The sequence below is a fragment of the Acrocarpospora pleiomorpha genome (assembly GCF_009687885.1).
GTDB lineage: Bacteria > Actinomycetota > Actinomycetes > Streptosporangiales > Streptosporangiaceae > Acrocarpospora > Acrocarpospora pleiomorpha.
Genome location: NZ_BLAF01000118.1, coordinates 8,801 through 18,790 on the forward strand (window position 1 = coordinate 8,801; position 9,990 = coordinate 18,790).

General features: G+C 69.6%; 13 protein-coding genes. 4 read left to right on the top strand and 9 right to left on the bottom strand.

Annotated features, from left to right (window positions below):
* From Aple_RS50440 to Aple_RS50455, 4 genes are all read left to right on the top strand, one after another.
* Positions 1 to 1,066, top strand: a 1,066-nt coding sequence (locus Aple_RS50440) for a Tm-1-like ATP-binding domain-containing protein (RefSeq protein WP_246265598.1), incomplete at its 5' end; no start/stop codon positions are given.
* Positions 1,063 to 1,884 carry a phosphoenolpyruvate hydrolase family protein gene (locus Aple_RS50445; RefSeq protein WP_155351939.1) on the top strand — a complete coding sequence of 274 codons (822 nt, stop codon included), beginning with the start codon at positions 1,063 to 1,065 and terminating at the stop codon, positions 1,882 to 1,884. The genes Aple_RS50440 and Aple_RS50445, both read left to right, overlap by 4 nt.
* The gene (locus Aple_RS50450) at positions 1,885 to 2,298 is read left to right on the top strand and encodes a cupin domain-containing protein (protein ID WP_155351940.1); all 414 of its coding nucleotides are present in this window, start codon (positions 1,885 to 1,887) and stop codon (positions 2,296 to 2,298) included.
* On the top strand, positions 2,298 to 2,699 hold the full coding sequence (locus tag Aple_RS50455) for a cupin domain-containing protein (RefSeq protein WP_155351941.1): 402 nt from the start codon (positions 2,298 to 2,300) through the stop codon (positions 2,697 to 2,699). The genes Aple_RS50450 and Aple_RS50455 overlap by 1 nt, the downstream gene beginning before the upstream one ends.
* A gap of 8 nt (positions 2,700 to 2,707) precedes the next feature.
* On the opposite strand, the gene Aple_RS50460 is transcribed toward Aple_RS50455, so the two are convergent.
* From Aple_RS50460 to tilS, 9 genes are all read right to left on the bottom strand, one after another.
* Complete coding sequence (locus Aple_RS50460) at positions 2,708 to 3,160, bottom strand: DUF3180 domain-containing protein (protein WP_155351942.1); 453 nt, start codon at positions 3,158 to 3,160, stop codon at positions 2,708 to 2,710.
* An 11-nt stretch (positions 3,161 to 3,171) separates the two neighbouring features.
* On the bottom strand, positions 3,172 to 3,672 hold the full coding sequence (gene folK / locus Aple_RS50465) for a 2-amino-4-hydroxy-6-hydroxymethyldihydropteridine diphosphokinase (RefSeq protein ID WP_155351943.1): 501 nt from the start codon (positions 3,670 to 3,672) through the stop codon (positions 3,172 to 3,174).
* Entirely contained in the window at positions 3,669 to 4,028 is a 360-nt protein-coding gene (gene folB / locus Aple_RS50470; protein WP_155351944.1) for a dihydroneopterin aldolase, read from the bottom strand. Before folB ends, folK begins: the two co-directional genes overlap by 4 nt.
* Positions 4,021 to 4,446: a nuclear transport factor 2 family protein gene (locus Aple_RS50475; protein WP_155351945.1), complete on the bottom strand. Its 426-nt coding sequence runs from the start codon at positions 4,444 to 4,446 to the stop codon at positions 4,021 to 4,023. Before Aple_RS50475 ends, folB begins: the two co-directional genes overlap by 8 nt.
* Positions 4,433 to 5,317, bottom strand: coding sequence for a dihydropteroate synthase (gene folP / locus Aple_RS50480; protein WP_155351946.1), 885 nt, complete (start codon positions 5,315 to 5,317; stop codon positions 4,433 to 4,435). The genes Aple_RS50475 and folP overlap by 14 nt, the downstream gene beginning before the upstream one ends.
* 144 nt (positions 5,318 to 5,461) lie before the next feature.
* On the bottom strand, positions 5,462 to 6,031 hold the full coding sequence (gene folE, locus Aple_RS50485; protein ID WP_155351947.1) for a GTP cyclohydrolase I FolE: 570 nt from the start codon (positions 6,029 to 6,031) through the stop codon (positions 5,462 to 5,464).
* A 3-nt stretch (positions 6,032 to 6,034) separates the two neighbouring features.
* Positions 6,035 to 8,077, bottom strand: coding sequence for an ATP-dependent zinc metalloprotease FtsH (ftsH, locus tag Aple_RS50490; RefSeq protein ID WP_155351948.1), 2,043 nt, complete (start codon positions 8,075 to 8,077; stop codon positions 6,035 to 6,037).
* 263 nt (positions 8,078 to 8,340) lie between these two features.
* Positions 8,341 to 8,898 carry a hypoxanthine phosphoribosyltransferase gene (hpt, locus tag Aple_RS50495; protein WP_246265601.1) on the bottom strand — a complete coding sequence of 186 codons (558 nt, stop codon included), beginning with the start codon at positions 8,896 to 8,898 and terminating at the stop codon, positions 8,341 to 8,343.
* 10 nt (positions 8,899 to 8,908) lie between these two features.
* On the bottom strand, positions 8,909 to 9,886 hold the full coding sequence (tilS, locus tag Aple_RS50500; RefSeq protein ID WP_155351949.1) for a tRNA lysidine(34) synthetase TilS: 978 nt from the start codon (positions 9,884 to 9,886) through the stop codon (positions 8,909 to 8,911).
* Positions 9,887 to 9,990: the final 104 nt, after the last annotated feature.

The window sequence follows — 9,990 nt, forward strand, 5'->3', positions numbered from 1 at the left end:
CACCAGCGACCAGGTGGCCGAGGCCGCGGGGGCGCGGGTGGCGGCCCTGCGGGCGGCGGGCGACCGGGGGGCCGCCGTCACCGCGATGGGCGAGGGGGCCGCGGCCGTGCTGGCCGGGCTGCACGCGGCGGGCCGGGTGGGCGCGGTGCTGGCGGTGGGCGGCAGCGGCGGCTCCTCGATCGCGGCGCGAGCCGTCCGGGATCTGCCGGTCGGGCTGCCCAAGCTCATCGTGTCCACGATGGCCTCGGGGGACGTCTCACCCTATGTCGGGGCGAAGGACGTCACGTTGATGCACAGCGTGGTGGACATCGCGGGCATCAACCGTGTCTCTCGCCGCATCCTCGGCAACGCGGCGGCAGCCGCCTCGGCCATGGCCGCCGCCGATCCCGGACCGGAGGCGGGCGGCGCGGACCGGCCGCTCGTCGCGGCGTCGATGTTCGGCGTCACGACCACGGCGGTCGACGCGGCCAGGCAACGGCTCGACGAGCTCGGGTACGAGGTGCTGGTCTTCCACGCCACCGGCTCCGGCGGCCGGGCGCTGGAGGGCCTGGCCGAGAGCGGGATGCTGGCCGGGGTGCTCGACCTGACCACCACCGAGCTGGCCGACGACCTGGTCGGCGGCGTCCTGTCGGCGGGCCCGGAGCGGCTGACGGCGGCGGGGCGGCGCGGCGTGCCGCAGGTGGTCGCGCCCGGCGCCCTCGACATGGTCAACTTCGGCCCCCGCGACACGGTCCCCGAACGCTTCGGCACCAGGAACCTCTACGTCCACAACCCCACGGTGACGTTGATGCGCACCACCGCCGAGGAGATGGCCGAGCTCGGCCGCCACCTCGCCGCCAAGCTCGCGGCGGCCCAGGGCCCCGCCGCCCTGTTCGTCCCGCTGAAGGGCGTCTCGGCGCTGGACGCGGAGGGGATGCCCTTCCACGACCCGAAGGCCGACGAGGCCGCGTTCGAGGCCATGGCCGCCTTCCCCGGCGCCGAGCGGCTGGACCTGCACATCAACGATCCGGAGTTCGGCCGGGCCATGGCCGAGCGGCTGCACGAGCTGATCGGGGGGAAGGCGTGAACCGCGAGGAGGTTCTGGGCCGGCTTCGCCGTACCGTCGACGCGGGCAGGCCCGTGGTGGGCGCGGGGGCCGGGACCGGGCTGAGCGCCAAGTGCGCCGAGGCCGGCGGGGTCGATCTGATCATCATCTACAACTCCGGGCGCTACCGGATGGCCGGGCGCGGGTCGCTGGCCGGGCTCCTGCCGTACGGGGATGCCAACCAGATAGTGGTCGAGATGGCCGCCGAGGTGCTGCCCGTGGTGCGGGACACGCCGGTGCTGGCCGGGGTGTGCGGGACCGACCCGTTCCGGGTGATGCCGCGCTTCCTCGACCAGCTGCGGAGCATGGGGTTCGCGGGCGTGCAGAACTTCCCCACCGTCGGCCTCTACGACGGAGTCTTCCGCCAGAACCTGGAGGAGACCGGCATGGGCTACGACCTGGAAATCGAGATGATACGGCTGGCGCGCGAGCGCGACCTGGTCACCGCGCCGTACGTGTTCGACCCCGGCCAGGCGGCGGCGATGGCCGAGGCGGGGGCCGACGTGCTGGTGCCGCATGTGGGCCTGACCACCAAGGGGAGCATCGGCGCGGGGACCGCGCTGACCCTGGATGAGGCCGTGACCAGGGTCCAGGCGATGCGGGACGCGGCCGTCGCCGTCCGGCCCGATGTGCTGGTGCTGTGCCACGGCGGGCCGATCGCGGAGCCGTCGGACGCGGCCTACGTGCTGTCCCACACCGAGGGCGTGGCCGGTTTCTTCGGCGCGTCGTCGATCGAGCGGCTGCCCACCGAGGTGGCGATCACCGAACAAGTCCGATCCTTCAAGAACCTGGAGCTCTAAATGCTGGCAAGTCCGGACAAAGTGGCGACCATGGCCTTCGACTGGGGGTCGATCAAGTGGTTCGTCACGCCTTCGCTCATCCCCGGCGCGGGCAGCACGCTCGGCGAGGTCATCGTCAACCCGGGCCAGGGCCACGCCCGCCACAACCATCCCGGCAGCGAGGAGATCATCTATGTGATCTCCGGGGAGGCCATGCAGATGGTGGACGACGGCGAGCCCTTCCTCATCAGGGAAGGCGACACGGTCCACATCCCCGCGGGCGCCTACCACTCCACCTACAACAGCACCTGGCGCCCGCTGCGGCTGATCGTCACCTACACCCCCGGCGGGGAGGAGAAGGCCCTGGAAGGCGCCCCCGACCTGCACCTGCACGAGCCGGGCGGCGTCCCCAGGTGGCTCCAGGCGAGAACCTGATGACGGTCGTCAGAGCGGGCGACCGCTGGCGGGACCACCGGCCCGCCTGGTCCGACCTCACCGCGGCGGGCATCTTCCGGATGCCCGCCGCGGGCGGCCACTTCGACCGCCACCACCACGACTGCGCGGAGTACTGGCTGGTCATCAACGGTCAGGCGACGGTCTGGAGCGGCGGCCACACCTACCATGTGGGCCCCGGCGACCTGCTGTGCACCCCCGCCGGCGACGAGCACGACATCCTCGCCGTCCACTCCCCCCTGCTCGGCTTCTTCTTCGAGGGCCCGCTGCCCCCCGGCGGCCGGATTGGCCATCTGCACACCACCCCCGAGCAGGCGGCGGGCCACGCCGTCCCGCTCCTGCCCCTCCCCGCCGACTTCACCGGCAGCCACCACCTGGCCTGACGCGCGTGTTACTCGCCGTCCCGTTTGGATTTGTCCGGCACCCGGCAGGAGAACTCCAGGAACAGCGCCGCGCAGATCAGCAGCACGCAGCACACGAAGGAACCGCCCGCGATGAACGCGTCCTGCCGGGGATCCGGCACGTCGATCAGTTCCAGCGTGTGGATGACGAATCCCCCGAAGATCCCCGCGAACACCGCGCCCGCGTGGGCGGTCGCCTTCGCCAGGGCGGCCAGGCGGGCCACCGCCAGCGGCTCCACCGGCTTGGTGCCCTCCTTCCTGGCGATCCTCGCCCGGGTCAGCACCCCGGTGTAGCCCTCGCCGATCGCCAGGATGAGCACGGTCGGCATGGCCGTCCACGGCAGCGCGGGCAGCGTGTGGTAGACCTGCTTCAACATGCCCCAGGTGAGGATGGCGAACACGACCATCAGGCCGACCAGGATGCCAGGATTGCTGGGCTTCACGGGGATTGCTCCTAGGCGGGGGGCTGTAGTGCGAGGTCGGCGCGGAGCCGTACCCCGCTCTGGTCGAGGTCGGCGAGCAGGGCCGCCACCAGGCCGCGCCCGGGCAGGGTCGCGGCCCGATCCGCCTGTGCCCACGGGACCAGCACGAACGCGCGCTCGTGGGCGCGCGGATGCGGCAGGATCAGCTCCGGCCCTTCGCAGGTCAGGTCGCCCACCATGATCAGATCCACGTCCAGGGTGCGCGGGCCCCAGCGTTCTGACCGCTCCCGGCCGAAGGCGTCCTCGATGCTCAGCGCGCGTTCCAGGATCGAGCGCGGCTCCGGCATGCCCTCCGCGATCACCACCGCGTTCAGGAACGCCCCCTGGGCCGGACCGCCCACCGGGTCGGTCTCGTAGACCGGCGAGACCGCCACGAAAGCCAGGCCAGGCGCGTCGAACAGGGCGTCCACGGCGCCTTGCAGGTTTTCCATCCGGCGGCCCAGATTGCTGCCGAGGGAGAGCACGACCCTCACGGCCGGGACCTCCGCACGGTCACCACCACGTCGGCGAACGGCACCGGGATCGGCGCGGCCGGCTTGTGCACCCGGATTTCGGCTTCCTCCACCAGCTCGTGGCGGAGGCAGGCCATCGCCAGCCGGTCGGCCAGCGTCTCGATCAGGTTGACCGGCTCGCCGGACACGATCGCCGCCAGCTCCCCGGCCAGCGCGCCGTAGTCGACCGTCTTGGCCAGGTCGTCGCTCGCCGCCGCCGGGGCGGTGTCGAGGAAGAGGGTGGCGTCCACGACGAACTCCTGGCCGAGCTCCCGCTCCGCCGGCAGGCAGCCGTGCCGCCCGCGCGCCCGGACCCCCCGCAGGGCCACGCTATCCATCGTTCTCGTCCTCCTCGTCATCGGTCTGCAGCACCGGTGAGCCATGGTGGTGCCACAGCCGCCAGCCCGTCGGCGTCCTGACGTAGGTGTTGGTCGCCACCACCCGCCCGGCCGCGAAGCCCGTGTCGTCGGAGTCGGCCGCGGTCAGGATGTTCTCCGCGCAGGTGAGCACGGCCACGTCCCCCAGCACGGTGGTGTTCACGTCGGTCAGCACGAACTGGATGTACGGCGTGTTCGCCATGATCAGCGCCCACGACCGGAGCACCTCGGACCGGCCGCTCAGCAGCGGCCACCCCGGATGCACGCACATCGCCACCCGGTTTCCGGCGTCCTCCACCCAGATCTCGGACATCCGATCCAGATCGGCGCTCTCAATCGCGGCGTAGAACGCCTGATTGACATCCTCAACGTCCTTCATCTGCGTCCCTCGCCGGTCGCGGATCTGTGGCCGCCCTCCACACCGCGGCGACCCGCACCGCGTCCGCGTTGGGCCTGACGTCGTGCACCCGGACGCACCAGGCGCCGTCCCGGGCGGCGAGCGCCGTGACCGCCAGGGTCGCGTCGTCGCTCTGGTCGAACGGTCTGGGTTCACCGTCAGAGTCGGCGAGCAGCCGCCCGAGGAACCGCTTCCGGGACGCCCCGATGATCAACGGGTGTCCCAGCTCACGCAGGCGCGCCATCCCGGCCAAGAGCCCCCAGTTGTGCTCGGGATGTTTGGAGAAGCCCAGGCCGGGGTCCAGGATGATCTGCTCGACGCGCACCCCTTCGGCCAGCACCGAGTCCACCCGCTTGCGCAGCTCCTCGCACACCTCGGTGACCACGTCGGCGTAGATGGCCCGGCTCTCCATGTCCCGGCTGTGCCCGCGCCAGTGCATCACCACATACGGCACGCCCGCCGCGGCCACCACCCGCGGCATCACCGGGTCGGCCAGACCGCCACTCACGTCGTTGACCAGCCGGGCCCCCGCCTGGACGGCCATCTCGGCCACCTCGGCGCGCATGGTGTCCACGCTGACCGTGACACCCTCCTGGCTGAGAATCCTGATCACCGGTTCGATCCGGCGCAGCTCCTCGTCCAGCGAGACCCTGGCCGCTCCCGGGCGGGTGGATTCGCCGCCCACGTCGACGATGTCGGCGCCGTCGGCCACCAGGTCGAGCCCGTGCGCGATCGCCGCGTCCACGTCGAACCAGCGGCCGCCGTCGGAGAAGGAGTCCGGAGTGACATTGACCACACCCATGACGAGACAGCGCCCTGGATCGGGCAGCCCCGGCACGGTCCCGGTGGTCATCTCTCGCTCCTCACGTGCCCAAGCCTAGGCGCTCCCCCGCCGCCGTCAGTCGCGCGGGTACGGCCTCCGGATATTAATTAGAAAGTCGTGATCCGGACAGCCGGATCGGCGGCTATGGGACGGGTTTCCGGTTAATTCCCGTGATCAGCGGGCGTTGATCAGGGACATCGCCTCGGCGCGGGTCTTGTCGTCGTCGCGGAAGATGCCGCGAACGGCCGAGGTGATCGTTTTCGCGCCTGGTTTGCGGACCCCGCGCATGGTCATGCACATGTGCTCGGCCTCGACCACCACGATCGTGCCGCGCGGCTGGAGCACGTCCATCAGCGCGTCCGCGATCTGGGAGGTCATGCGCTCCTGGACCTGGGGGCGGCGTGCGTACACATCCACCAGCCTGGCCAGTTTGCTCAGGCCGGTCACCTGGCCCTTCTCGTTCGGGATGTAGCCCACGTGGGCGACCCCGTGGAACGGGACCAGGTGATGTTCGCAGGTGCTGTAGACCTCGATGTCGCGGACCAGCACCATCTCGTCGTGGCCGGCGTCGAAGACCGTGGTGAGCACGTCCTCCGGGGCCTGGCCCAGGCCCGCGAACTGCTCGGCATACGCCCGGGCGACCCGCGCCGGGGTGTCGAGCAGGCCGTCGCGGTTGGGGTCCTCCCCGATGGCGAGAAGGAGCTCTCGAACGGCCCGCTCGATCCGGGCGTGATCTACCCGCACTTGCTACGCCTCGTCGCTCTTCGGAGGAGTGGAAGGCTTCGGAGTCGAGGGCTGCGGTGACATGTTGCTGGCGGCGGGCAGCGCGGCCGGGGAGCCGTTGCTGCCGTTGGCCAGTTCCTTGGGCGTGGTGACCGGCGGGCGGTCGGAGGGCAGGCGCTTGCCGTATCCCGCATACGACGGGCGCTTCTCCTTGGTCACGATCGGGGCGAAGATCTCCAGGACCTGGTCGCGGGAGAGGGTCTCCTTCTCCATCAGCTCCAGGACCAGGTTGTCCAGCACGTCCCGATACTCGACCAGGATCTCCCAGGCCGTGTCGTGGCCCGCCTCGATCAGGCGGCGGACCTCGTCGTCGATCGTGGAGGCGATCTGCTCGGAGTAGTCGCGCTCGTGGCCCATCTCCCGGCCGAGGAAGACCTCGCCGTTGCCGGAGCCGAACTTGCGCGCGCCAAGCTTCTCGCTCATGCCGTACTCGGTGACCATACGGCGGGCGATCGCGGTCGCCTTCTCGATGTCGTTGGAGGCGCCGGTGGTGGGCTCGTGGAAGACGAGCTCCTCCGCGGTCCTGCCGCCGAGCAGCATGGCCAGCTGGTCGTTCATCTCCGAGCGGGTGGCCAGGAACTTGTCCTCCATGGGCAGCGTCATCGTGTAACCGAGGGCGCGGCCGCGGGACAAAATCGTGATCTTGTGAACCGGGTCGGAGTTGGGCAGCGCGTGCGCCACCAGGGCGTGACCGCCCTCGTGGTACGCGATGATCTTCTTCTCCTGGTCGGACATGACCCGGGACTTGCGCTCCGGTCCGGCCATCACCCGGTCGATGGACTCCTCGAGGATCTCCATCGTGATCAGCTTCTGGTCGTTACGGGCGGTCAGCAGCGCCGCCTCGTTGATCACGTTGGCCAGGTCGGCGCCGGTGAAACCGGGGGTGCGCCGGGCGATGACGTCCAGATCGACGCCCTCCGCGAACGGCTTGCCGCGGCCGTGCACCTTGAGGATGCCCTTGCGGCCCTCCAGGTCCGGGCGGTCCACGGTGACCTGGCGGTCGAAACGGCCGGGACGCAGCAGCGCCGGGTCCAGGATGTCGGGCCGGTTGGTCGCGGCGATCAGGATCACGCCGCCCTTGACGTCGAAGCCGTCCATCTCGACCAGCAGCTGGTTCAGCGTCTGCTCGCGCTCGTCGTGCCCGCCGCCGAGACCGGCGCCACGGTGGCGGCCCACCGCGTCGATCTCGTCGATGAAGATGATCGCCGGAGCGTTCGCCTTGGCCTGCTCGAACAGGTCGCGGACCCGGGAGGCGCCGACACCGACGAACATCTCCACGAAGTCGGAACCCGAGATCGAGTAGAACGGCACCCCGGCCTCACCGGCGACCGCCCTGGCGAGCAGCGTCTTACCGGTGCCGGGCGGACCGTACAGCAAAACGCCCTTGGGGATCTTCGCGCCGATGGCCTGGAACTTGGCCGGGGCCTGCAAGAACTCCTTGATCTCCTGGAGTTCCTCGATGGCCTCGTCGGCGCCCGCCACGTCGGCGAATGTGGTCTTGGGGGTGTCTTTGGTGATCAGCTTGGCCTTGGACTTCCCGAAGTTCATCACCCGGGAGCCGCCGCCCTGCATCTGGTTCATGATGAACAGGAAGATGAGGACGATGATCACGATCGGGAGGAAGCTCACCAGCAGGCTGACGAGGAAGTTCTCCCTCGGCACGTCGACGGTGAAGCCACCCTTGACGCTGCCCGCCTTCTTCTGCGTGGCAAGCTGGTTGACCAGCTCCACGCCCTGACCGGTCACCCAGGGGGCCTGGATGCGCTTGGTCAGCTTGGCGTCCTTACCCGCCTTGATGTCATGGACGAGGGTCAGCTCGATGCGCTGCTCCTTGTCGATGACTTTCGCGTTCTGGACGTTACCGGCCTGGATCTGCTCCATCGCCTGGGACGTGTCCGCCGCCGTGTAGTTGCCGTCACCACTGAACATCGTAGTGACCAGCAGGAGGAGCACGACGATGCCCAGGATCCACAGCAGTGGCCCACGTGTAAATCGCTTCAGATCCATCCGATGCGGAACCCTGGCGGGCCCGTCCCTTCCCTGACTAATAAGGCCTGGCCCCCCTTGTGAGAAGGGGGTCGCGGCACCTTCAGCCGCGTCAACTGACTACCCAGAGCTGTCCCTGCGCTATCAGAAGGTACACCGACCTGACCGCACAGGGTCACCGCCCGGCCAGGCCCGGTATTGCCTTCCAACGTACGTCAGGGATCGTCGTGTTCCCCGACCTGGGAGCAAATAACGCGCCTTTGGTGGGGTACTTCGCTCAGGGCTTACTCGCCGCCGTAGACATGGGGGGCGAGCGTGCCTATGAACGGGAGGTTCCGGTACCGCTCCGCGTAGTCCAGGCCGTAGCCGATGACGAACTCGCTGGGGATATCGAAACCTACGTATTTCACATCGATGGGGACCTTGACCGCGTCTGGCTTGCGAAGCAGCGCGCAGATCTCGGCCGAGGCCGGGTTGCGGGACTGCAGGTTGTTGAGCAGCCAGGACAGGGTGAGTCCCGAGTCGATGATGTCTTCGACCACGAGAACGTGGCGGTTGGCGATGTCGGTGTCAAGATCCTTGAGGACTCTGACGACGCCGGATGACTTGGTGCCCGCGCCATAGGACGACACGGCCATCCAGTCCATCTGGACGGGTATGTGCAGCGCCCTGGCCAGGTCTGCCATGATCATGACGGCGCCTTTGAGGACCCCGACGATCAGCAGGTCCTTCCCGGCGTAGTCCGCGTCGATCTGGCCGGCAAGTTCCTTGATCTTGGTCTGGAGCTCGTCTTCGGAAATGAGGACGTTGGACAGATCTCTGCCCATGTCGGCTGCATCCACCTGCGGTTCCTTACGAGAGGTTGCTGGCGAATATCAGGGTGCCATATCGCCGCACTACCCCGACCCCCCCGGGCAGGTCCACCGCCCGCTGGCCGTGCCACTGCGTGACCAGCCGCTCCACCTCCTCGATGTGCACGGCCGCCAGCGCGCTCGCCGGCGCCCCCGCGTCCACCGCCGCCCGCTGAATCACCCGCCGCCGCACGGCCCCGGGCAACCCTTCGAGCACTCCTACGTCCAACCCCGCGCCCAGGCCCCGCGCCTCCGCATAAGCCGAGTCCGCCCAGTCGTCCAGCGCGTCCGCGTCATCCCGGCACAACCGCGCCGTCCTCGCCAGCGCCTCCGCTATCCCCGGCCCCAGCGTCCTCTCCAGCACCGGCAGCGCCTCCCCCCGCACCCGCGCCCTCGTGTACGCCTGGTCGGCGTTGTGCGGGTCTTTCCAGGGCGCCAGCCCCAAAGCCTCACAAGCCTGCTCAGTCCGGGTACGGCTAACGCCCAGCAACGGCCGCCGATACCGCCCGAACCGCTCGGGCATCCCCGCGAGGGACCGGCTGCCGCTGCCCCGGGCGAGCCGCATGAGCACGGTCTCCGCTTGATCGTTGAGCGTGTGCCCGAGCAGGACGACTGCCGCGCCCAATCTTTCCGCGGCCGCGTCCAGCGCCTTGTACCGCGCATCCCGAGCGGCGGCCTCAGGACCACCGTCCCGTCCCACGCTCACACTCAGAACTTCCGCCGGATCCAGCCCCAGCGTCGGCGCAAGCTGCACCAATTCCCTCGCACGATCCCCCGACCCGGCCTGCAACCCATGATCGACGGTAAGCAACCCCGCCCTCAGCCCCAACCGAGGCGCCACAAACCCCAAACACGCGGCCAGCGCCAGCGAATCAGCCCCCCCACTACACGCCACCAGCACAAGCGCCCCGGCTTCAACCCCGGCAAGCGCCCCCCGCACAGCCCGCCGAACATCGGCAACAGCAGGATCCGGCCCCATCCCGCCATTGTGTCCCCATGCTGGACCGACTTAACACAAAGGCCCCCCGGGCGAAGCCACGGCGACCAGGGGGCCGGGCGGGAGCTCGGGCAAGTACAAAAGGG

Coding starts and splice junctions, on each gene's coding strand:
- folP (WP_155351946.1), bottom strand. CDS start 5,317: ATGACCACCGGGACCGTGCCGGGGCTGCCCGATCCAGGGCGCTGTCTC.
- folB (WP_155351944.1), bottom strand. CDS start 4,028: ATGGATAGCGTGGCCCTGCGGGGGGTCCGGGCGCGCGGGCGGCACGGC.
- Aple_RS50475 (WP_155351945.1), bottom strand. CDS start 4,446: ATGAAGGACGTTGAGGATGTCAATCAGGCGTTCTACGCCGCGATTGAG.
- ftsH (WP_155351948.1), bottom strand. CDS start 8,077: ATGGATCTGAAGCGATTTACACGTGGGCCACTGCTGTGGATCCTGGGC.
- Aple_RS50450 (WP_155351940.1), top strand. CDS start 1,885: ATGCTGGCAAGTCCGGACAAAGTGGCGACCATGGCCTTCGACTGGGGG.
- Aple_RS50455 (WP_155351941.1), top strand. CDS start 2,298: ATGACGGTCGTCAGAGCGGGCGACCGCTGGCGGGACCACCGGCCCGCC.
- tilS (WP_155351949.1), bottom strand. CDS start 9,886: ATGGGGCCGGATCCTGCTGTTGCCGATGTTCGGCGGGCTGTGCGGGGG.